Annotated in this window: 17 protein-coding genes and 1 pseudogene; 14 read left to right on the top strand and 4 right to left on the bottom strand. The window is 73.5% G+C overall.

Translation table 11 applies throughout. The features are described 5' to 3' along the window. Positions 1–78 precede the first annotated feature (78 nt). The 8 genes from IEZ01_RS11650 (at position 79) to IEZ01_RS11685 (ending at position 6,620) form a co-directional block, all read left to right on the top strand. On the top strand, positions 79–1,191 hold the full coding sequence (locus tag IEZ01_RS11650) for a DUF5954 family protein (protein ID WP_229832892.1): 1,113 nt from the start codon (positions 79–81) through the stop codon (positions 1,189–1,191). Positions 1,192–1,357: 166 nt separating this feature from the next. Next, positions 1,358–1,753, top strand: a complete 396-nt coding sequence (locus IEZ01_RS11655) for a TOBE domain-containing protein (protein ID WP_019884124.1) — start codon at positions 1,358–1,360, stop codon at positions 1,751–1,753. 140 nt (positions 1,754–1,893) lie between these two features. After that, the gene (modA, locus tag IEZ01_RS11660; RefSeq protein WP_189201531.1) at positions 1,894–2,688 is read left to right on the top strand and encodes a molybdate ABC transporter substrate-binding protein; all 795 of its coding nucleotides are present in this window, start codon (positions 1,894–1,896) and stop codon (positions 2,686–2,688) included. Between the two features lie 84 nt (positions 2,689–2,772). Then, on the top strand, positions 2,773–4,728 hold the full coding sequence (locus IEZ01_RS11665) for an ABC transporter permease (RefSeq protein WP_189201533.1): 1,956 nt from the start codon (positions 2,773–2,775) through the stop codon (positions 4,726–4,728). Between the two features lie 151 nt (positions 4,729–4,879). Further along, positions 4,880–5,059, top strand: a complete 180-nt coding sequence (locus IEZ01_RS11670) for a DUF6381 family protein (RefSeq protein ID WP_019884121.1) — start codon at positions 4,880–4,882, stop codon at positions 5,057–5,059. Positions 5,060–5,315: 256 nt separating this feature from the next. Beyond that, on the top strand, positions 5,316–5,612 hold the full coding sequence (locus IEZ01_RS11675; RefSeq protein WP_019884120.1) for a DUF5133 domain-containing protein: 297 nt from the start codon (positions 5,316–5,318) through the stop codon (positions 5,610–5,612). A gap of 109 nt (positions 5,613–5,721) precedes the next feature. After that, on the top strand, positions 5,722–6,147 hold the full coding sequence (locus tag IEZ01_RS11680; RefSeq protein WP_373287597.1) for an STAS domain-containing protein: 426 nt from the start codon (positions 5,722–5,724) through the stop codon (positions 6,145–6,147). A gap of 17 nt (positions 6,148–6,164) precedes the next feature. Then, positions 6,165–6,620, top strand: coding sequence for an ATP-binding protein (locus IEZ01_RS11685; RefSeq protein WP_189201535.1), 456 nt, complete (start codon positions 6,165–6,167; stop codon positions 6,618–6,620). Here the strand turns inward: IEZ01_RS11685 and IEZ01_RS11690 are convergent. Next, positions 6,574–7,515: a SigB/SigF/SigG family RNA polymerase sigma factor gene (locus IEZ01_RS11690; protein WP_019884116.1), complete on the bottom strand. Its 942-nt coding sequence runs from the start codon at positions 7,513–7,515 to the stop codon at positions 6,574–6,576. The genes IEZ01_RS11685 and IEZ01_RS11690 overlap by 47 nt on opposite strands. Before the next feature lie 147 nt (positions 7,516–7,662). Here IEZ01_RS11690 and IEZ01_RS34800 point away from each other — a divergent pair, with 147 nt between their 5' ends. Together IEZ01_RS34800 and IEZ01_RS11695 are read left to right on the top strand one after the other, a co-directional pair. After that, the gene (locus IEZ01_RS34800; protein WP_052185609.1) at positions 7,663–8,085 is read left to right on the top strand and encodes an ATP-binding protein; all 423 of its coding nucleotides are present in this window, start codon (positions 7,663–7,665) and stop codon (positions 8,083–8,085) included. 140 nt (positions 8,086–8,225) lie between these two features. After that, positions 8,226–11,192 (top strand): hybrid sensor histidine kinase/response regulator, encoded by a 2,967-nt coding sequence (locus IEZ01_RS11695; RefSeq protein ID WP_019884113.1) that lies wholly within the window; start codon positions 8,226–8,228, stop codon positions 11,190–11,192. A 28-nt stretch (positions 11,193–11,220) separates the two neighbouring features. On the opposite strand, the gene IEZ01_RS11700 is transcribed toward IEZ01_RS11695, so the two are convergent. Then, on the bottom strand, positions 11,221–13,485 hold the full coding sequence (locus IEZ01_RS11700; protein WP_019884112.1) for a SpoIIE family protein phosphatase: 2,265 nt from the start codon (positions 13,483–13,485) through the stop codon (positions 11,221–11,223). Positions 13,486–13,594: 109 nt separating this feature from the next. Here IEZ01_RS11700 and IEZ01_RS11705 point away from each other — a divergent pair, with 109 nt between their 5' ends. Beyond that, complete coding sequence (locus IEZ01_RS11705) at positions 13,595–13,918, top strand: plasmid stabilization protein (RefSeq protein WP_019884111.1); 324 nt, start codon at positions 13,595–13,597, stop codon at positions 13,916–13,918. A 73-nt stretch (positions 13,919–13,991) separates the two neighbouring features. Here IEZ01_RS11705 and IEZ01_RS11710 read toward each other — a convergent pair whose 3' ends face one another. Next, the gene (locus tag IEZ01_RS11710; RefSeq protein WP_189201545.1) at positions 13,992–15,248 is read right to left on the bottom strand and encodes a D-alanyl-D-alanine carboxypeptidase family protein; all 1,257 of its coding nucleotides are present in this window, start codon (positions 15,246–15,248) and stop codon (positions 13,992–13,994) included. Positions 15,249–15,441: 193 nt separating this feature from the next. Here IEZ01_RS11710 and IEZ01_RS34805 point away from each other — a divergent pair. Next, a pseudogene (locus tag IEZ01_RS34805) lies at positions 15,442–15,837 on the top strand (HD domain-containing protein); the annotation flags it as partial. 67 nt (positions 15,838–15,904) lie between these two features. On the opposite strand, the gene IEZ01_RS11720 reads toward IEZ01_RS34805, so the two are convergent. Then, on the bottom strand, positions 15,905–17,236 hold the full coding sequence (locus IEZ01_RS11720; protein ID WP_229832893.1) for an MFS transporter: 1,332 nt from the start codon (positions 17,234–17,236) through the stop codon (positions 15,905–15,907). An 88-nt stretch (positions 17,237–17,324) separates the two neighbouring features. Here IEZ01_RS11720 and IEZ01_RS11725 point away from each other — a divergent pair, with 88 nt between their 5' ends. Next, positions 17,325–17,888: a CGNR zinc finger domain-containing protein gene (locus IEZ01_RS11725; protein WP_189201549.1), complete on the top strand. Its 564-nt coding sequence runs from the start codon at positions 17,325–17,327 to the stop codon at positions 17,886–17,888. 582 nt (positions 17,889–18,470) lie between these two features. Beyond that, positions 18,471–20,792 carry an FxsB family cyclophane-forming radical SAM/SPASM peptide maturase gene (locus IEZ01_RS11730; RefSeq protein ID WP_189201551.1) on the top strand — a complete coding sequence of 774 codons (2,322 nt, stop codon included), beginning with the start codon at positions 18,471–18,473 and terminating at the stop codon, positions 20,790–20,792. Positions 20,793–20,809 lie beyond the last annotated feature (17 nt).

The following is a 20,809-nucleotide window of genomic DNA, read 5'->3' on the forward strand; positions in this document are numbered from 1 at the left end:
CCCGCGCCCGATCCAACCGTTGTGACTGTTGGGTCGATTCACCCCTGCGGGGAGCCCGGCGTGGGCACGCTGGGCCCCATGACAGACCTGGGTGACAGCGTGCCCGCGTACCGCACGATCCGTATGACCGCCCTCGACCAGCCGGTCGCCGCGGTCGCGGACGTGGAGGCGTGGGAGGCACGCGAGAAGTATCCCGATCTCCTCTCCGCCGGCGGCCCGGTCTTCGGCGTCGCGCGGGAGCGCGAGCGCGGAGGCTGGGAGCTGCTCGACTCCGTCTCCGGCGACACCCCGCAGGACGGCCGGGACGCCATGGGGTCGCAGTTCCGCAGACTCCTCCAGCGGGCCGAACAGGACGGCGACCCGGCAGCGCAGGAGGCGTGCGCCCGCGCGGTCGAGCTCATGGACTGGGAGCCCCTGGACGAGCTGACCGTCCTCGGCGTACGCCACCGGGTCGTGCGCGCCGAGGTCTTCGTCCGCTCCGGGCCCGACGGACCCGAGCCGCCGCGCCCCTCCGACCCGGACCCGGCGCCTCCCGGCGAGTCGCACAGCGCGCGCTGCCCCACCGAGGGGTTCGTCATCGACCCGCTGACGGCCACCGGCATGTCCGAGGGCATTCTCAAGGTGGAGCTGCTCTCCCTGGTCCGCAAGGCCGGCACCGTCCCCGACGACGTCCGCGAGGACTCGCGGCGCGCGGCCGAGACCCACCCGGGTGGTGTGCTGCTGCCCGCCACCTTCATGACGGCCGAGCACGTACGGGGCCGCTGGCGGCCAGAGTCCGGTGGCGCCTGTGTCACCCCGCAGGCCGCCCGCGACGGGCTCGCCATGAAACTCCGGGTGATGATCCCCTGGGAGCTGGGGCCCGACCCTGCCCTGCACGCCCCCTACATGGCCGCGGCCGACCGCTTCGACGCCCGGCGCACCGACGAACTGACCGTCGAGGGGCGCCGGTTCAGGATCGTACGGGTCGAGCGGCTGGTCCGGGTCGGCCCCGAGGGACCGGAGGGCCCGCGCCCCTCCGATCCCGATCCGTACCCGCCGGTGATGGTCTACGACCAGCAGCTGCGCGAGCAGGGCGTCCTCACCGACGAGGACGAGCAGCGGCCCGTCGTCCTCAGCCCGGAGACCCAGCGCCTCGCGGACCTCGTCCACGCCGAGGAGGACCGCCGCCGAGCCCTGCGCCGCAGGCCCTGACCGCCCGGCTCCGACCGCCCGGACCCGTGCCCGCCCCGGCCCGGTGCCTGCCCTGGACTCAACCGCATCGTGGAACTTGTCGCTTTCTCCAAGGGGTTTGGCATCTGCTACAGAAATCGCGTCGATCAATTGCATATGAGAGGTCAGGCGGCCTAACGTGGCGCATATGCAGTCCTACACGATCGGGCAGGCGGCCCGTCTGCTCGGTGTCTCACCCGACACCGCGCGCCGCTGGGCGGACGCCGGGCGGGTCGCGACCCATCGCGACGAAGCCGGCCGGCGCCTCATCGACGGCCGGGATCTGGCCGCGTTCTCCATCGAGGTCGCCCAGAGCGGCCAGGGTGAGGACGAGGCCCCCTACACCTCGGCCCGTAACGCCTTCCCCGGCATCGTCACCGCCGTCAAACTCGGCGACGTCGCCGCGCAGATCGAGATCCAGGCCGGTCCGCACCGCCTGGTCTCCCTGCTCACCCGGGAGGCGGTGGAGGAGCTCGGACTCGAGGTCGGCATGCGGGCCACCGCCCGCGTGAAGTCCACCAGCGTGCACATCGACCGCACCTGAGCCGCCCGGCCACCGCCCCGCTCTCTCCCGCTCCCGCGACATCAGTGACACCAGCGGCGCCGCCCGTTCCCGGCGTGGCTCTTCACCATCCGCTCGGACGGCTCGTGCCCGCCGTCCGCACCCCCAGGAGCTCCACCCCCATGACCTTCAACCGTCGCCGCGCAGCCGCCGCCGTCCTCACCGCAGCCCTCCTCGTCCCCCTCGCCGCCTGCGGCGACGGCGCCTCCAAGGACACCAAGGACTCTGGGGCCAAGGGGTCCACCGCCCCCGGCGCGCAGCTGACCGTTCTCGCCGCGGCCTCGCTCACGGATGTCTTCAAGGCCGCCGGCGCTGTCTACGAGAAGTCCCACCCCGGCACCAGAATCACCTTCTCCTTCGCCGGCTCCCAGGAGCTCGCCGCCCAGGTGAGGCAGGGCGCCCCCGCCGACGCCCTGGTCACCGCCGACACCAAGACGATGGACGGCCTGAGGGCCGACACCGGCACCCCGACCGTCATCGCCAAGAACCGCATGGTCATCGCCACCGTCGAGGGCAACCCCAAGAAGATCGACGAGCTGAAGGACCTCGGCGACACCAAGCTCAAGGTCGTCCTCGCCGCCCCCGAGGTCCCCGCGGGGCGCTACAGCAAGAAGGTCCTGGACGCGCAGAAGATCACGGTCAAGCCGGTCTCCCAGGAGCCCAACGTCCGCGGGGTCCTCAGCAAGGTCGAGCTCGGCGAGGCCGACGCCGGTCTCGTCTACCAGACCGACGCCGCCGGCGCGGCCGACAAGGTCGACGCGGTGGAGATCCCCGACGCCCAGAACCAGATCGCCTCCTACCCGGCGGCCACGCTCAAGGCCTCCAAGAACGCCGACGCCGCTGCCGCCTTCGTGGCCTGGCTCAGCACGCCGGCCGCCCAGAAGATTCTCCAGGACGCAGGTTTCCAGAAGCCGTAGCCCGCACCCGTACGCCCCCGTCACTGGGCTGCCCGCCCCGGGGGGACCGGGCAGCCCCGCCCCTCTCCACCCCAGGACCCACCGATGAGCCGCCTCCCCGCCCGCCGCACCCGCGGCCCCCGCACCCCGGTCATGCTCGCCGTGCCCGCCGCGCTCGCCGTCGCCTTCCTGCTGCTGCCGCTGATCGGCATCCTGGCCCGTACCCGCTGGAGCGAGCTCGCCGACCACCTCGGCAGCCCCGGCACCACCGAGGCCCTCAAGCTGTCGCTGGTCGTCTCCGTGTGGGCCCTCGGGCTCTCCCTGCTGCTCGGCGTGCCGCTGGCCTGGCTCCTGGCCCGGGTCGACTTCCCCGGCAAGGCGTTCGTTCGCTCCCTGGTCCTGCTGCCCATGGTCCTGCCGCCCACCGTCGGCGGCGTCGCCCTGCTGCTCGCCTTCGGCCGGCGCGGACTGCTCGGCCCCTGGCTTGAGGACACCTTCGGCCTGACCCTGCCGTTCCACGCCTCCGGCGCCGTCGTCGCCGCGACCTTCGTCGCCATGCCGTTCCTCGTCATCAGCCTCGAAGGGGCGCTCGGCGGACTGCGCCCGGGCTACGAGGAGACCGCCGCGTCGCTCGGCGCCTCGCCGGTACGGGTCTTCTTCACCGTCACCCTGCCCATGGTCGCCCCCGGTCTGGTCGCCGGAGCCGCCCTCACCTGGGCCCGGGCGCTCGGCGAGTTCGGCGCCACCATCACCTTCGCCGGCAACCTCCCCGGCACCACCCAGACCCTGCCGCTCCAGGTGTATCTGCTGCTCCAGGAGGAGCCGGAGGCCGCGACCTCCGTCTCCCTGCTGCTGCTCGCCATCGCGATGCTGGTCCTCATCGCCCTGCGCGGCCGCTGGACCGGCACGCCCGCCGGCCGTACGTACGCCGCCAGGCCCACGCCGCCCGACGGCGAACCGGCCCCCGCCGAAACCCCCGCCCCGGCCGGAACCGCCGCCCCCGTCGCCGTACCGGCGCCGCGCCAGTCCTGGCCCCTGCACGCCGAGGTCACCGGCTTCAACCAGCTCACACTGGACGCCGAACCAGGCACCACCATCGCCGTCGTCGGCCCCAACGGCGCCGGAAAGACCACCCTGCTGCGCGCCCTGCTCGGCCTCACCCCGCGCGCCCACGCCGCGCTGCGGCTCGGCGGCACCGACGTCACCGACCTGCCCCCGCACCGCCGCCAGGTCGCCTGGGTCCCACAGGACGGCGCCCTGTTCCCTCACATGAGCGCCCTCGCCAACACCGCGTACGGGCTGCGCGCCCACGGCGTGTCCCGCGCCGAGGCCCGGCGGACCGCGCGGCAGTGGCTGGAGAGGCTCGGCGTCGGCCATCTCGCCGACCGCCGCCCCGGCCAGCTCTCCGGCGGCCAGGCCCAGCGCGTCGCCCTCGCCCGCGCGCTCGCCGCCCGGCCCCGGCTGCTGCTGCTCGACGAACCCCTTGCCGCCCTCGACCAGACCACCCGCGCCCATGTCCGCCACACCCTGCGCACCCACCTCGACGGTTTCGGCGGGGTGTGCCTGATCGTCACCCACGACCCGGTCGAGGCGGTCTCTCTCGCCGACCGCGTCCTCGTCCTCGACGACGGCCGCGCCCTGCAGGACGCGCCGCCCGCCGAGGTGACCCGCCACCCCCGTTCGCCGTGGGTGGCCCGGATGCTCGGCCGCAACGCCTGGCCCGGCACCGCCACCGCGGACGGCCTCAGCCTCCCGGGCGGGGGAGTGCTGGTCGTCGCCGACCCGCTGCCCGCCGGTACCGACGCGCTCGCGATCATCGCCCCCGAGGCCGTCTCGGTCCACCGCGACCGGCCCGGCGGCAGCCCTCGCAACGTCTGGCCCGGCACCGTACGGGAGATCACGGCCAGCGGCAGCCGGCTGCGCGTCCTGATCACCTCGGAGCGGGCGCCCGACCTGGTCGCCGAGATCACCCCGCAGGCCGCCGCCGAGCTCGGCCTCGCCGACGGCACCGAGGTATGGACCAGTGTCAAGGCGACCGAGACGACGATCGTGGCCCTGTGAGCTTCGGGGCATGCCGCACGGGCCTGCCGGTCCTGTAAGAATCGGCCTCTTTGGCGGGCCGGTAGCGGAGCGTGACTCTTCAAGATGCGCGAGGGGCGGGGCGCTGGTTGCCTGAAGGGGCACCAGCTCCCCCTAGTCACAAGGAGTGACCATGAGCGTTGCAGACGAGTCCCGGAACCGTGCCCAGCAGATGCGCCAGAAGGCCCAGCAGCTGACCGAGCAGGCCGAGCGTGCGACCGACCCGCGTGAGCGGGAGAGGCTGCAGGAGAAGGCCCGCAAGCTGCAGGAGCAGAGCGAGCAGGGCGACATCGGCGGGACCAGGTCGATGTAGCGCCACGGCCGTCGCGCTCGCGGCGACGGCCGTACCAGGCACAGTCGGTGGCCTCCCACGCCTCGCGCGTGGGGGGCCACCGGTGCACCCCGCTCCCGGCGTGCTCCCGCCCCTCACCCGCCCGGCGTAGCCCCGGCCCCTGCCCAGCCGCCTCCCCCTCCCGGTCCGGCCCGTCACCGCGTGTCACCGCGCCGGTCGCGTAGGCGAGTGCCCGCGTGCAGGATGGAAGCTCCGGGCCCGTGTCAGGAGGTCATTGATGCTGCTGCCCGACAAGACCACCATCGAGCGGCTCCTGCACCACTACCGGGTGCAGGAACGTGTGGTGCTGTCGAAACCGCACGACCTCGCCGTACGCAGGCGCTTCGAGGACACGGCCTACACCCTGTGTGTCCTCATGGGGGAGCGCACCGCGCGCGAGGCGGTGTACGCCGCCGAGCGCTACCTCGGCAAGGGCCGCCCCGTCGGCCGCCTCGCCCCGAACGCGCCCCAGGCCACGACCGGCGGCCCGCCGCCGACGCCCCCGACCCCGCTCACCGGCCGCAAAGGACGGTGACCGCCCCGCGGCCGGAGGGGAAGACCGGTCGGGCAGACCGGATGGGCAGGGGGGCCCGATCCGGGGCAGGATCCTTACGCGAGGACCATCCGAAGAAGGCGGTGGACCGATGGCACCGGAGAGCGCACCAGATGCCGCACCGGGCACGCCCGGGAACCCGGGGGACGGAGACACGGCAGGGCCGGGACGCTTCCGCGTCGCGGTGCGCCAGGCCCCGGGCGCCGTCGTCCTCGCCCTGGACGGCGAGCTGGACCACGACACCGCCGGGCCGCTGCGGGCCGCCCTGGACGAGGAGATCTCCGCGGGCTCGGGCCGGCTCGTCGTGGACTGCTCTTCTTTGCGGTTCTGCGACTCCACCGGGCTGAACGTCCTGCTCCGGGCCCGGCTGGCCGCCCTGGACGCGGGCGGCTCGCTGGAACTGGCGGGGCTCCGGCCCCCGGTGGTGCGGATGTTCGAGATCACCGGCGCGCACGCGGTCTTCCGGGTGCACTCCGACCTGGACGAGGCGTTGGCTCAGCCGCCCCATGAGCGGTGAGAGAGGCCGTGGTGGCGATGACGGAGAGGCAGCCCGAGGCGGGCCAGACGCGCCGCCTGGCGCTGTACGGCACCAAGGGAGTGGTGACCCGCTGCCGTGACTTCACCACACGGGCGCTCGCGGACTGGGGGTGGACCCCGCCCGTGGACGAGGAGGACCGGGAGTGCGTCGAGGACGTGCTGCTGCTGGTCTCGGAGGTGGTGACCAACGCCTGTCTGCACGCGGGCGGGCCCAGGGAGATGGTCCTGCGCCACCGGGACGGGCGGCTGCGGGTGGAGGTCGCGGACGCCAACCCCGCCCCGCCCCTGCCGCGCGCCCCACGGGACGCCTCCCTGCCGGGCGGTCACGGTCTGATGGTGCTCCAGCGGCTCGCCGAGGACTGGGGGTCGGTGGTGCAGGGCGGCGGCAAGGTCGTCTGGCTGGAGATCACGCTGCCTTCGCGCGCGCCGGGGCACCGTCCGGCGGGCCGGTAGCCCCGTCGTCCGGCGGATCCTCCAGCAGGCCGGTCCGCAGCCGCTCCAGGATTCCGGCCAGCAGCCGGGAGATGTGCATCTGGGACAGGCCGAGCCGGGCCCCGATCTCCGACTGGGTCAGCTCCTCGCCGAACCGCAGCCGCAGAATCGTCCGCTCCCGCTCGTCCAGCCGGGCGATGAGGGGCTTGAGGGACTCCAGCGACTCCACCAGATCGAAGGCGCGCTCCTCCATGCCGAGGCGGCGTACGACCGTGTTGGTGGCGGGCTCGTCCTCGTCGAGCGGGGAGTCCAGGGACCGCGCCGCATAGCCGTTGGCCGCCTGCTCACCCTCCGCGACCTCCTCCTCACTGACGTGGAGATACGCGGCGAGCTCGGCCGTGGTGGGGCGTCGGCCCAGCTCCTGCTCCAGCACGTCCAGCGCCTTGGCCAGCGATATCCGCAGCTCCTGGAGGCGCCGCGGCACTTGCACGGCCCAGCTGGTGTCGCGGAAGAACCTCTTCATCTCGCCGACGATCGTCGGCAGCGCGAACGACGCGAACTCCACCTCGCGCTCCACGTCGAACCGGTTGATCGCCTTGATCAGGCCGATCGTGCCGACCTGGACGATGTCCTCCATCGGTTCGGTCCGGCTCTTGAACCGCCGTGCGGCGAACTTCACCAGGCTGAGATTGAGCTCGACCAGGGTGTTGCGCACGTACGCGTGCTCGGCGCCGCCCTCCTCCAGCTCGGCGAGCCGCCGGAACAGCGCCAGGGAGAGCGTCTGCGCGTCGTCCGTACCGACCTCACGGGGTCGGGAGATCTCCGGCAGGCCGTCCAGGGCGGTGCGCCGCACCTTCTGCGCGTCGGTCGCGGCGGGGGAGCGTGCGGGGACGGCGTTGCGGCGGGGTGTGGACATCATGCTCCTTCGACGGGTCGGGGGCCCTGCGCCGCCTCGCGGCGGGCGGGTCCGTCGTCCGAGCGTCCTGACACAAGGATTCCCTTTTGATGAGCTTTGACGCTTTTTCTTGTGCTTCGAAACTCGGTTCCTGGGAAGCGGCACCGTATGAATCGCGGACAACTGGTGGGCTTCCGAACCGACAGCCGGCGCTTTCCGGTGGACGGCGGGCGCGGCGTGGTGGGGACGTGCCGGGACCTGACCCGCCAGGTCATCGAGGAGTGGTGCGTCCTGCCCGAGCCCGAGGACCGGGCGCTCGCCGAGGACGTCCTGCTGCTGGTCTCCGAGGTCGTCACCAACGCGTGTACGCACGGTGGCTCCCCGTACGAGCTGCGGATCGACCGCGCCGACGGCCGGCTGTGGATCCAGGTCAGCGACACCAGCGCCGTACGGCCCCAGCCCCACCGGCACCGGGCCGCCGCTCCGTCCGGGCACGGCCTGTACCTGCTGCAACGGCTCTCCACCCGGTGGGGATGGGCTCCCCGCGCCACCGGAAAGGCCGTCTGGTTCGAGATGCCCGCGCCCCGCTGAGCGGGCGCTCGCGCACCCCGCCGGGGCTCCGGATGTCGACCGGCAGCCGCCGTGCCAGAGTGGAGAAGCCGTACGAGCACGTCCTCGGGGCGCGCCGCGACGGCACCGACACCGTGCGTCATAACAGCGCGAGGCGACGTATGGACGTGCATCCCCGCCCGCCCGACCCCGGGCAGCCGGCCCGCGGCCCCTCCGCCGAACTGGGCGAGGAAGGACTGCGCAAGCTGCTGGCAGGTCTGACCGCGGTACGTGACGGAGACCTCTCGGCCCGGCTTCCCGACGACGCCGGCGGGCTGCTCGGCGAGATCGCGACCATCTACAACGGCATGGTCGACCAGCTGTCCCTGGTCACCTCCGAGGTGACCCGGGTCGCCCGCGAGGTGGGCGGCCAGGGCCTGCTCGGCGGCCACGCCAGGGAACCGCGCGTCCGGGGCGTATGGCTGGAGCTGACCTCCGGCGTCAACACCATGGCCGACAACCTGACTTCCCAGGTCCGCTCCATCGCCCAGGTCGCCACCGCCGTGGCCCGCGGCGACCTCACCCAGAAGATCAGGGTCGACGCGCGCGGCGAGATCCAGGAGCTCAAGGAGACCATCAACACCATGGTCGACCGGCTCTCCTCCTTCGCCGAGGAGGTCACCCGCGTCGCCCGCGAGGTCGGCACGGAGGGAAAGCTCGGCGGCCAGGCGACCGTACGCGGCGTCTCCGGCACCTGGAAGGACCTCACCGACAACGTCAACTCCATGGCGACCAACCTCACCAACCAGGTCCGCAACATCGCCCAGGTCACCACCTCCGTCGCGCGCGGCGACCTCACCCGCAAGATCGACGTGGACGCGCGCGGGGAGATCCTGGAACTCAAGACCACGATCAACACCATGGTCGACCAGTTGTCGTCCTTCGCCGCCGAGGTCACCAGAGTCGCCCGCGAGGTCGGCAGCGAAGGACGGCTCGGGGGACAGGCCGAGGTCGAAGGCGTCTCCGGTACGTGGAAACGGCTCACCGAGAACGTCAACGAACTGGCCGGGAACCTGACCCGACAGGTCCGGGCGATCGCCGAGGTGACCAGCGCCGTCGCCGAGGGCGACCTCACCCGCTCCATCACCGTCGACGCGCCCGGCGAGGTCGGCGACCTCAAGGACAACATCAACGCGATGGTGGAGTCCCTGCGGGCCACCATCCGCGCCAACGAGGCCCAGGACTGGCTCAAGACCAACCTCGCGCGCGTGTCCGGCCTCATGCAGGGCACCGGCAACCTCCCCGCCCTCGCCGAGCTGATCATGACCGAGGTCCCGCCGCTGGTCTCGGCCCAGTACGGCGCGTTCTTCCTCGCCCAGGAGGACGACGACGGCACCGTCCTCGTCATGACCGCCGCCTACGGCTCACCCGACGACCCGGGCACCCCGCCCCGCCGCTTCCGCCTCGGCCAGTCCCTGGTCGGCCAGGCCGCGCGGAGCCGGCGCACCATCGTCGTCGACCACGTCCCGGCCGGCTACGCCACCATCGCCTCCGCCACCGGCTCCGCCGAACCGGTCCAGCTGATCGTGCTGCCCGTCGTCGTCGAGGACCAGGTCCTCGGCGCCGTGGAACTCGCCGCCCTGCACCCCTTCTCCGACATCCACCGCGACTTCCTCGACCGCTTCATCGAGACCGTCGGCGTCAACGTCAGCTCCCTGATCGCCAACGTCCGCACCGACGAACTCCTCGGCCGCTCCCAGCGCCTCACCGCCGAACTGCGCACCCGCTCCCAGGAGCTGCAGGAGCAGCAGCAGGAACTGCGCCGCTCCAACGCCGAACTGAAGGAGAAGGCGGCCCTGCTCGCCGAGCGCAACCGCGACATCGAGTCCAAGAACCTGGAGATCGAACAGGCCCGCCAGGAGCTGGAGGCCCGCGCCCAGCAGCTCTCCCGCACCTCCATGTACAAGTCGGAGTTCCTGGCCAACATGAGCCACGAACTGCGCACCCCGCTCAACAGCCTGCTGATCCTCGCCCGGCTCCTCGCCCAGAACCCGGACGGCAACCTGACCGACAAACAGGTCGACTACGCCGAGGTCATCCACTCCGCCGGCTCCGACCTCCTCCAGCTGATCAACGACATCCTGGACCTGTCGAAGGTCGAGGCCGGAAAGATGGACATCCGGCCCGAACCGTTCCCGCTGTACCAGCTTCTGGACTACCTGGAGGCGACGTTCCGGCCCGTCGCCGGCGAACGCGACCTGGAGTTCCGGGTGGTGGCCGCGCCCGACCTGCCCGGCGAACTCACCACCGACGAGTCCCGGCTCCGCCAGGTCCTGCGCAACCTCCTCTCCAACGCGCTCAAGTTCACCGAGCAGGGGCAGGTCGAGCTCGCCGTCCACCGCGCCACCGACGACGAACTGCCCGCCGCCCTGCGCGATGCCGGGCCGGTGCTCGCCTTCCACGTCACCGACACCGGCGTCGGCATCCCGCCGGACCGGCTGGAGAGCGTCTTCGGCGCCTTCCAGCAGGGCGACGGCACCACCGCGAGGCAGTACGGCGGCACCGGTCTCGGCCTCTCCATCAGCCGCGAGGTGGCCCGGCTCCTCGGCGGAGTCATCACCGCCGAGTCCACCGTCGGACACGGCAGCCGCTTCACCCTCTACCTGCCGATGCGGGAACGCGCCGAGGAGTCCACGCCCGCCGCCCCCGCCGACCTGCTCGCCCCGGCCGCGCCCGGCGCCCGCGCCCCCACGGCGGAGGGCCGGACCGTCCTCGTCGTCGACGACGACCCCCGCAACGTCTTCGCCCTCACCCAGGTCCTGGAGCGGGAAGGCCTACGCGTCCTGCGCGCCGACAGCGGCCGCGCCGGCATCGACCTGCTCGCCCGCCACGACGAGGTCGACCTCGTCGTCATGGACGTGATGATGGCCGGCATGGACGGCTACGCCACCACCGCCGAGATCCGCGCCATGCCCCGCTTCGCCGACCTCCCCATCATCACCGTCACGGCGAAGGCGATGCCCGGCGACCGCGCCAAGGCACTCGCCGCCGGAGCCAGCGACTACGTCGCCAAACCCGTCGACGCCGACCACCTCCTGGGCCTGATCCACCACTGGCTCACCCACCGCGCCCCGCCCCGCCCCCACTGAACGGCGCCTGCCCTCCCGCCGGGACGGCTCAGTCCTGGACGCGGATCGCGACCACGCTCGTGTCGTCGTCGGTGTCCCCGGCCGCCCCCGTGAGCAGCCCCTCCACCTGCTCGCGCATCGCGCACCCGCTCAACTTCTCGGCCACCTCCACCAGATGGGACAGCCCCTCGTCCAACCCGTCCTGCCGGCGCTCGATCAGCCCGTCCGTGTACAGCAGCAGCGTGTCGCCCGGCCGCAGCGGCGTGCGTACCTCCCGGTACGTCACCGACGGCACGGCACCCAGGAGAACGTCCCCCGGCGTCTCCAGCAGCCGCGCCCGGCCCTCCCGTAGCAGCAACAGCGGGAGATGGCCCGCGCTGGACCAGGTCAGACTCCGGTCGCGCGGGTCGTACAGCGCGCACACCGCCGTCGCCGTCGGATGGCCGCTGGTGTGCAGAGTCACCTCGTTGAGCCACTCCATGAGCCGCCCCGGGGCGCTCCCCGTGACGGCGAGGCCGCGCAGCGCGTTGCGCAGCGCGACCATGCCGGTCGCCGACTCGATGCCGTGTCCCGCGATGTCACCCACCGCCATCAGGACCCGGTCGCCCGGGACGGGCAGGACGTCGTACCAGTCGCCGCCCACCCGGTACTCCTGCACCGCCGGCCGGTAACGGGCGGCCGCCAGCAGCCCGGGGAGCCTGCGCAGGTCCGGTGTCTCCGGCACGATCGCCTGCTGGAGCCGCAGGGCCAGCTGGTGGCGGACCGCCGCCTGCTTCTGCACCGCCGTGAGCTGGTCGAACGTCGCCGTCAGCGCCGCCTCCGTACGGCGGTTCTCCGACACGTCCTGGAAGACGCCCGTCACGCCCGTGACCACGCCCCTGTCGACCAGCGGCTCGGCGGCGACCCGGACATGCCGCGTCGTGCCGTCGTCGCGCACGATCCTCAGTACCGAAACGCCACCCGTCTGCCGCTCGGTGAGCGACTCCAGCAGCTCCGTCAGCGCCTGGCCGTCGTCCGGATGGACCCAGGGCCGCAGCGCGAGCAGCGGCAGTGGCGGCGACTGCGGATCGATGCCGAAGATGCGGTACGCCGACGCCGACCACACCGTCCCGCCGCCGGAGAGGTTGTCCTGGAAGGTGGCCACACCCTGCAGATGGCCCATGGCCCGCGCGGCGGAAAGACCGCGGTCGCTGCTGACGTGCCACAGCACCACCGTGCGCTCGGGCCCGGCCGGCAGGATCCGTACGTCCAGCAGCGGCGCGGGCGCCCCGGCCTCCCGCACCCTCGGCAGCCGGGCCGCGTCCTGCACCCGGTGCGCCGCGTGGGCCCGGCGCGCCAGCCGCGCCAGTTCGGCGTGGGCGAAGGGCAGCGCGAGCGTGAGGGGCTGACCGGCCGGCGGGGACGTGCCCAGCGCGCCGAGCGCCGCCTCGTTCACGTGCTCCACCGTCAGGGCCGTGGCCGCCGGGTCCCCGCGCAGCACCATCGCCGGCTGCGCCAGCGCGTCCAGCACGTCCACCAGCGCCGGGGCGGCGGGCGGCTCGGAGGCGTCCGCGTCCAGGACCGTGCCCGCCACCTCGACCAGACCGGACAGCGACCGCCGTACCGCCTCGTCCAGCTCGGCCGGCCCCGGCCACACGGCGAGCGCCACGCCCACCGGCGCGCCCTTGACCCGCAGCGGCAGCAGGGCCCGCGCGGCGCGCGGTCCTGGCCCCGGCAGCACCTGATCCGGACCCGGCCCCGACGGCAGCCAGCGCGGCATGGCGTCCGCCACCACCGCGTGCAGAAGCGTCGGGCCCACCGGCGGAATCCACTGCCACACCGCGGCCTCGGCGGCGCTCACCCCGGCCCGTCCGGCCAGCCGCAGGCATCCGTTGTCGGCGAGTTGCCACAGCCACAGGCCCTGTACGCCCAGCGGCGTCAGGCCGCCCTCCAGCAGCGTCACCGCCGCCTCGTCGACGGTGGACTGCGCCTCGGCGGCCGTCGCCACCCGCCGCGCCCGCCGCGCGTCCACCGGGCCCTGGGAGCCTCCGTCGACCGGTGGAGCGGCGTCGGGGGTGCCGGCGACACCGTTCACGATGTCCGCGGCGAGATCCTCGGGGCTCAGGCCGGTCACCCGTACCAGGCTCTCCAGATGCTGACCGGCCTCCGCCGGAGACGCGCCCAACTGGGCCGCCAGGATCCCGGTGGCCAGGTCCAGCAGATGCCGCCGGGTGAGCTCTCCGCGCAGACGGCCGATCTCGGCGGTCAGGCCCGCGACCGTCGGGTCCGTCCGCGTGGCGTCGGCCCCGGCGGGCCCCGACGCAGACGCGATCACGTTCTGGATTCTACTCGCGGCTCCCTCCACATACCTGGGAGCGAGCCGGGTACCCGCACGCTGGGGGGACCGGACAAGGGGGGAGACCCAAGCACCACCAGGAGGGATCATGCCTCGCGGTTCGAGCCCCAAGAGGGAACGGCAGTACGAGCACATCAAGGAAAGCGCCCTGGACAGGGGGGAGAGCAAGAAGCGGGCCGAGGAGATCGCCGCGCGGACGGTGAACAAGGAACGAGCCCGCTCGGGTGAGTCCAAGACGGCGAGCAAGAGCTCGACGCAGGACATGTCCTCCTCCAAGCGCGGCGGACAGCGCTCCCACAAGGGCAGTCAGGGCCCTACGTACGACCAGCTGTACGCCGAGGCCCAGCGCCGCAACATCCACGGCCGCTCCTCCATGAACAAGGAAGAGCTCAAGCGTTCGCTGGGCTCCTGACCAGTGCCTGATTCCCTGTGCCCCGGGGCCCGGCCTCGGGGCACACCCCTGCCCACCGGACCGCGCGCCGGACTCAGCCGCCCCACCCGCCCCGCGTACCGCGCCGCCGGGCCAGCCACAGCAGGGCGCCGCCCGCGCACGCGGCCGACACGAGCGACACGGAAGGCCCCGCGTCCGGCGAGGAATCCGGCCCGGCGACGACCTGCGTCCCTGACAGCGTGGTGGGCGAGGGCGCGAGCGCTTCGGCCCGCCCGGCCGTGGCCGTGACGGGCGGCGTGGGCGCGGCCGACGCGTTCACCGCCTTGGCGGCCTTGGCGGCTTCGGTGGCCTTCGCCGGCCGTGGCGGGGCCGGGGCGAGGGTGCCGACCGGCCGGATCCGGCCCGCCGCCTCGAAACCCCAGTCGAGCAGCTCCCGGGCCTCCTCGTACACCGTGCGGTAGCCGCCCCAGCGCGGATTCATCACCGTCACCACCAGCGTGCGCCCCTTGCGCCGCGCCGCCGCGATCAGGGTGCTGCCCGCCCCGCTGGTGTAGCCGTTCTTGACTCCGATCAGACCCGGATAGCGGTCGACCCCGTCGGCGCCGGTCAGCAGCCGGTTGGTGTTCTTGATGCCGTACGACCAGCCGCCCGACGGGAACCTCGCGTACGCCGTCCCCGCGTACCGTACGAAGTCGGGGTTGCGCAGGCCCTCCCGCCCGAACAGCGCCAGGTCGTACGCCGAGGACACCTGCCCCGGAGCGTCGTACCCGTCCGGCGAGACCACCCGGGTGTCATGGGCGCCCAGCGCCTTCGCCTTCTCCTGCATGCGCCGGACCGTCGCCTCCCAGCCACCGCTCATCGCGGCCAGGACACGCACGGCGTCGTTGCCGGAGCTGAGGAAGACCCCGTTCCACAGGTCCGACACGCGGTATGTGTACCCGGCCCGCACGCCCACCAGGCTGGAGCCGGGCCCGATGTCCTCCAGCTCCTTCTCGCTGACGCGGTGCTGCTTCGACGGGGCGAGCCCGGGCAGCGCCGTCACCGCGAACAGCGCCTTCAGCGTGCTCGCGGGCGGCAGCCGCCGGTGCGCGTCGTGCGCGGCCAGCACATCACCGCTACCCGCGTCCGCCACCAGCCAGGACCGCGCCGACACCTCCGGCGGCTCACCCGGCCCGTCGGGCAGCGCGTTCACCTGCGTCCCGGAGCCATACAGCCGCGCCGGATCGTAACGCGCCCTGCTCGGCGGAGTCGGCTCGTCGACGGTGGCGGCGGCGGCGGGGGAAGGCGAGAGGAGAAGCAGCAGCGCCACCGCGGCCCCGGCGGTATGACGGACGGCAGACATGACGAACATTCAGTCACCGTAGGAAGAGAGCGGAGTCATGCGCAGGCAGGAGTGAGCCGACCGGCCTAGGACATTCCGCCGCCAGCGCGCCGGCCACACGGCAGACGCCTGGGCCGCCGCCGTCGCCCGCGCTCGTCTAGGGTGATCATGAGGCCGCCTCCCGTACTCCGAGGACCACATCCGGCGGCCCCGGGGAGGGACCATGAACACGACCGCCGCCCACAGCGCCGCCGACATCGCCGGCATACGACTGCCCGGGGGTGCCGCCGTCGAGGCGGCGCGTCTGGTGTGCGCCGAGTACACCGACAAGGCGCTGTTCCACCACTCCCTGCGCTCCTACCTCTTCGGCGCCGCCTACGCCCAGGACCGCGGCCTCGACTTCGACGAGGAACTGCTCTACGTCTCCGCGCTCCTGCACGACCTGGGGCTCACCGCGCCGTTCGACAGTCACACCCTGCCCTTCGAGGAGGCGGGCGGGCACGCCGCGCGCCTGCTCACCGCCGGGCTCGGCTGGCCGATGGAGCGGCGCGACCGGGCGGCCGAGGTGATCGTGCTGCACATGCGCGACGACGTGCCGGCCGAGCAGGACGTGGAGAGCCACCTCCTCCAGATCGGCACCACCGCCGACGTCTCGGGCGGCGGACTCGACGCCTTCGCCCCGGAGTTCACCGCCGAGCTGATGCGCGCCCTGCCCCGGGCCGGCTTCGGCGCCGTCTTCCTCGACCTCGTTCGGGACCAGGGCACCCGCAAGCCCGACTGCGCGGCCGCCGGGCTGGTGCGCGGCGGAGTCGCGGAGCGTATCGCCGCCAACCCGCTCGAACGCCTCTGAGCCCGCGCGGCGTCCGCAGCAGGAAGTGCAGCACCGCCGCGGCGAGCTGCACCGCCGCGGCGGCGAACAGCAGTGGCGCCGGCGGTGCCGTGGCCGCCAGCCCCACCGCCGCCGCCCCGCACGCCGCGGCCGAGATCTTCAGTCCGGCCCCTATCGTGAACACCTGGGGCCGTAGCCGCGCCGGCGCGTGATCCGCCCGGATACGCAGGGTCGCGCCGAGCAGCGGCCCGTCGCACAGCCCCGCCAGTGCGAACAGCGCCCAGGTCAGGGCCGGTACGGGCACGAGCGCTGCCGCGCCCAGCGCGCACCCGGTGCCCAGCAGGCCGATACCGGCCAGCCGCGGGGCCGGGGCGCCCGGCCACCAGCGGGCGACGGCGGCCGAACCGACCAGCGCCCCGACGGCGAACGCGGTCATTAGGAACCCGCCGTCGCCCGGCCGCCCCCGCTCGGCGCTCAGCAGCACCGCCACGGTGGTGAGCCCGCCCAGACCGAAGAAGGCGAGCGTGGTCGCGGCGGTGATCGCCCGCAGCTCCCGGACCCGCCACACGGCGGCGAGCCCGGCCGCGAGATCGGCGCCGAGCGTGGGCGCGCCGGTCGCCGCGGGGTGACCCTGTCCCCGGAGCATCACGGCCGCCAGTACCGCCGACCCCGCGGCCCCGGCGCCCAGCAGCGCGGCCGATGCCGCCGGTGTGACCGCCCCCGCCGTCAGACCGGCGAACGCGGGCCCGGCGACCGACGCGGCGTTGTAGACGGTGGCATCAAGCGCGTACGCCCTGTCACGTGACGAGCCGTCGGGTACCAGCGCGGCCAGCAGGCCGGAAAGTCCCCCCGAGACCACCGGCCCGCAGCAGCCCCCGACGACCGCGACGGCGAGGACGACCGGCAGGGGCGCCCGTCCTGCCAGGGCCGCCAGCGCCACGACGGCCACGGCGAATCCGGCCAGCGCCGGTACGTGGAAGAGCGCGGGCCGCCGCACACGTCCGGCGAGGGCGCCCGCCAGGGGTGCGGCGAGCACATGCGGAGCCATCCACGCGGTCAGGACGAACGCCCCCTCGGCGGCGCTGCCCGTACGTTCCAGGGTCAGCAGCGCCATCGCCACCGCCATGCCCTCGTCCGCGCACCGTGCGAGGAACGCCACCGCCAGGTACAGCCGCAGGGAACCCGGCATCCTTCCACCCCTCCCGTAACGCCTTGATTTTCAAAGACGTTACAGTGGGCATCCACGTAAGCGCACCGCAGAACCGAAGGGCAGGCCGATGGGCGGCGACACCGGGACCGGGCACGGCTTCACCCCCGAACTTCGGCTCATCGACCTGGCCAACGCGGTCCGCGCGACACCCGACCTGCCCCGCGCGGCCCTCGCCGCCCTCCTCGCCGCGCACGGCGAACGACCCGACGACCTCACCGAGCGGAGCTTCTCCGAACTCGACGCCCAGGAACTGCGCGCCGCCGTCCGCGAGATCGCCGACGTCCTCACGGAGAGCGACACCGACCGCGCCGCCGAAGCCCTCAACGCCCTGCTCGCCGCGCACGCCGCCCCGCCCCGCCTCTCCCGCCACGACGGCCACCCCTGGCATCTGCACACGGACCGCGGCGACGACGCGGGCTGGGGCTCATGGTTCCTCGCCTCCAGCGCCCTCGCCCTGGCCCGGATCCTCACCGAGTACGGTCGCGCCACCTGGGGCGCGTGCGCCGCCCCAGGCTGCGCCACCCTCTTCCTCGGCACCGGCCCCGGCAGCCCCCGCCGCTACTGCTCCACCACCTGCGCCACCCGCGCCCGGGTCGCCGCCCACCGCCGCCGGGGTCGCGAGACCACTTGAGCAACTCACCGTCCCCCCAAGAACATTGGCCGTAGGATCCTGAGGTTCGGCCGACGTTCAGGAGGACGACGTTCGACCGCGCCCGGGCGTAGTAGCCTGAACGATGGTGGGTTCTACGCCCGAACGAGTGGCACGCCGGCGCCGGCCGGTACCACCTTCCCCCACCGGCGTTGGAGGCACCGGGGGAAGTTACGGCGTGCGGCGAACCCGCCTCGAGGGTGCTCCCTACCTCGGGCGCGAGTCGGCCGCGCGTGCGCAAACCGCCCAATTCGCCCGAAGTGCTGCACTATGGGGATGGGCGGGGAGCACAGTGATGGCAGGCCCGTGCCTGTCACATATCACTCATACTCGAAAGGCACTCCATGGCTACCACTCTCGTCTCCGCGGCCAGCAGGCCAGGGACCGTCTCCCGCCGTGCGTCCGCTCCCCGGACGCAGCTGACGAACCGGACCGCGGTCCGGGGTGGAGGGGACCGGTCCGCCGCTTCCCTGAGCCATCTTGTGCCGGCCACCGGCGCCCCGGCCCCCCAGGTGGACGCAGCGTTCCAGTCATCGCTCTGAGTCACCGGGACACCGTCACCCCATGGACCGCCCCCCGCCCTCTCTCTCCCAGTTCGTCGTCAAGGTGCACAGTCGCTGCGATCTCGCCTGCGACCACTGCTACGTCTACGAACACGCGGACACGAGCTGGCGGGGGCGGCCCAAGACCATCAGCCGGGCGATCCTGGCCCGTAGCGCCGACCGTATCGCCGAACACGCCCGCGCCCACGGCCTGACCACCGTCCACGTCGTGCTGCACGGCGGCGAACCCCTCCTCGCGGGACCCGCCGGACTCCGCATGGCCGCCGAGGAGTTCCACCGCGCCACCGACGGCGTCACCACCCTCGATCTGCGCATCCACACCAACGGGGTGCTGCTGAACGAACGCTTCCTCGACCTCTTCGACACCTACGGCATCAAGGTCGGGGTCTCCCTCGACGGCGACCGCGAGGCGAACGACCGCCACCGCCGCTTCCGCGACGGCCGCAGCAGCCACGCCCAGGTCCTCAAGGCCGTCGAACTCCTCAACCGGCCCGCATACCGGCATCTGTTCGCCGGGCTGCTGTGCACCATCGACATCGAGAACGACCCCGTCGCCGTGTACGACGCCCTCGTCGCCCTCGACCCGCCCCGCATCGACTTCCTGCTCCCGCACGCCACCTGGGACGAGCCCCCGCCCCGGCCCGGCGCCGCCCCGGCCCCGTACGCGGACTGGCTCATGGCCGTCCACGACCGCTGGGACGCCGCCGGCCGCCCCGTCCCTGTCCGCATGTTCGAATCGATCCGGCGGACCCTGCGCGGCGAGAGCAGCCTCATCGAATCGCTCGGCCTCACCCCCGCCGACCTCGTCGTGATCGAGACCGACGGCGCCTTCGAACAGGCCGACAGCCTCAAGACCGCCTACGACGGCGCACCCGCCACCGGCATGGACGTCTTCAGTCACACCCTCGACGACGTCCTCGCCCACCCCGGCATGGCCGCCCGCAGGCAGAGCGCCGACGAACTCTCCGCCCAGTGCCGCGACTGCCCCGTCGTCACCTCCTGCGGCGGCGGCCTGTACGCCCACCGCTACCGCACCGGCCCCCGCGGTGGCAGCTTCGACCACCCCTCCGTCTACTGCCCCGACCTGCTCGCCCTGATCACCGCCGTCAGGGACCGCGAGGAAGCCGCCGCCCCCGCCCCCCGCGCCTGGCCGGCCACCGCCGACGACCTCGACGGCTTCGACGCACTCGCCGCCGGCCACGGCGACGCCGCCACGGTCGCCGCCCTCCGCGACGCCCAGACCGTCGCCAACTGGGACCTCCTCGCCGCCGTACGCGCCACCGCCACCTCCGACGACCGCACCTCCAAGGCTGCCTGGGAGCTGCTCACCGCCCTCGACACCGACGCACCCGACGCGCTCGACTCCGTCCTCGCCCACCCCTGGACCCGCCCCTGGGCCACCCGGACCCTCCAGCACGGCACCGGCCCCACCGGCGGCCTGGCCGAACTCGCCGCGGCCGCCGCCCTACGGGCCCGGCGCGGCGACACCGTCACCGTCCCCCTGCGCGGCCGGCGCCTGCGCCTGCCCGGCCTCGGCGTCGTGATCCTCCCCGATGACGCCGACGGCGCCCCGCACGCCCAGGTCACCGCCGAGGACGACGACTTCACCGTACGGGCCGGGCGGCACACCCTCCGTATCGCCTGGAGCGAAGGCGTCGACGGCTGCTCCCCGTACTGGCACCCCGTACGCGTCGTCGAACTGCCCGGCTGGTCCCCGGCGCTGGAGGACACCGACCCGCTGCGCGAGCACGACGGCTGGCCCGTCACCGCCCGTACCACCGGGGGCGCCACCAAGATCTGGGCCGAGGACCTCACCGTCGCATGGACCCTCCTCACCACCCAACTGCCTGATCACGCGGACCTGTTGGCCGAGAGTGTGCGGTCCGTGGTGCCCCTGCGCGCCCCGGACGGCCTCGACGGACCCGACGGCGGGCTGGTCGCCACCACCTCCCGCCAGGTCACCGGCGCCGTCGGCACGGCCCTGCCCGCCTCGCCCGATCTGCTCGCCCTGCTCCTCCTGCGCTCCTGCCGCCTCCTCACCCTCGGCGCCCTGCTCGACCGCTACGCCCTCTACCACCCCAGGGCCACCGATCCCACCACCTACGGCCCCCTCGCCCCCGCCTACGCCGCCCTCGCCGTCGCCGACTTCTGGCACGCCCGGCTCCGGTCGGGGGCCGGGCAGGTCGCCGAGTCCGAGTTCGCCAGCTGGCGTGCCCGCGCCACCGCGGCCGTACAGCGCCTTGACGACGCGCCCGAACTGACCCTGATCGGAGCGCGGTTCGTGGCCCGTATGCACGAGACACTCGCCGCCCGATACAGCTGAACCGGCCAACTGGCCCG

It is taken from the genome of Streptomyces purpureus (assembly GCF_014648195.1).
Classification (GTDB): domain Bacteria; phylum Actinomycetota; class Actinomycetes; order Streptomycetales; family Streptomycetaceae; genus Streptomyces; species Streptomyces purpureus.

Coding starts and splice junctions, on each gene's coding strand:
- IEZ01_RS11710 (WP_189201545.1), bottom strand. CDS start 15,248: ATGTTCGTCATGTCTGCCGTCCGTCATACCGCCGGGGCCGCGGTGGCG.
- IEZ01_RS11685 (WP_189201535.1), top strand. CDS start 6,165: ATGACGGAGAGGCAGCCCGAGGCGGGCCAGACGCGCCGCCTGGCGCTG.
- IEZ01_RS11725 (WP_189201549.1), top strand. CDS start 17,325: ATGGGCGGCGACACCGGGACCGGGCACGGCTTCACCCCCGAACTTCGG.
- IEZ01_RS11695 (WP_019884113.1), top strand. CDS start 8,226: ATGGACGTGCATCCCCGCCCGCCCGACCCCGGGCAGCCGGCCCGCGGC.
- IEZ01_RS11670 (WP_019884121.1), top strand. CDS start 4,880: ATGAGCGTTGCAGACGAGTCCCGGAACCGTGCCCAGCAGATGCGCCAG.
- IEZ01_RS11690 (WP_019884116.1), bottom strand. CDS start 7,515: ATGTCCACACCCCGCCGCAACGCCGTCCCCGCACGCTCCCCCGCCGCG.
- IEZ01_RS11720 (WP_229832893.1), bottom strand. CDS start 17,236: ATGCCGGGTTCCCTGCGGCTGTACCTGGCGGTGGCGTTCCTCGCACGG.
- IEZ01_RS11650 (WP_229832892.1), top strand. CDS start 79: ATGACAGACCTGGGTGACAGCGTGCCCGCGTACCGCACGATCCGTATG.
- IEZ01_RS11655 (WP_019884124.1), top strand. CDS start 1,358: ATGCAGTCCTACACGATCGGGCAGGCGGCCCGTCTGCTCGGTGTCTCA.
- IEZ01_RS11730 (WP_189201551.1), top strand. CDS start 18,471: ATGGACCGCCCCCCGCCCTCTCTCTCCCAGTTCGTCGTCAAGGTGCAC.
- IEZ01_RS11705 (WP_019884111.1), top strand. CDS start 13,595: ATGCCTCGCGGTTCGAGCCCCAAGAGGGAACGGCAGTACGAGCACATC.
- IEZ01_RS11680 (WP_373287597.1), top strand. CDS start 5,722: ATGGCACCGGAGAGCGCACCAGATGCCGCACCGGGCACGCCCGGGAAC.
- IEZ01_RS11665 (WP_189201533.1), top strand. CDS start 2,773: ATGAGCCGCCTCCCCGCCCGCCGCACCCGCGGCCCCCGCACCCCGGTC.
- modA (WP_189201531.1), top strand. CDS start 1,894: ATGACCTTCAACCGTCGCCGCGCAGCCGCCGCCGTCCTCACCGCAGCC.
- IEZ01_RS11675 (WP_019884120.1), top strand. CDS start 5,316: ATGCTGCTGCCCGACAAGACCACCATCGAGCGGCTCCTGCACCACTAC.
- IEZ01_RS34800 (WP_052185609.1), top strand. CDS start 7,663: ATGAATCGCGGACAACTGGTGGGCTTCCGAACCGACAGCCGGCGCTTT.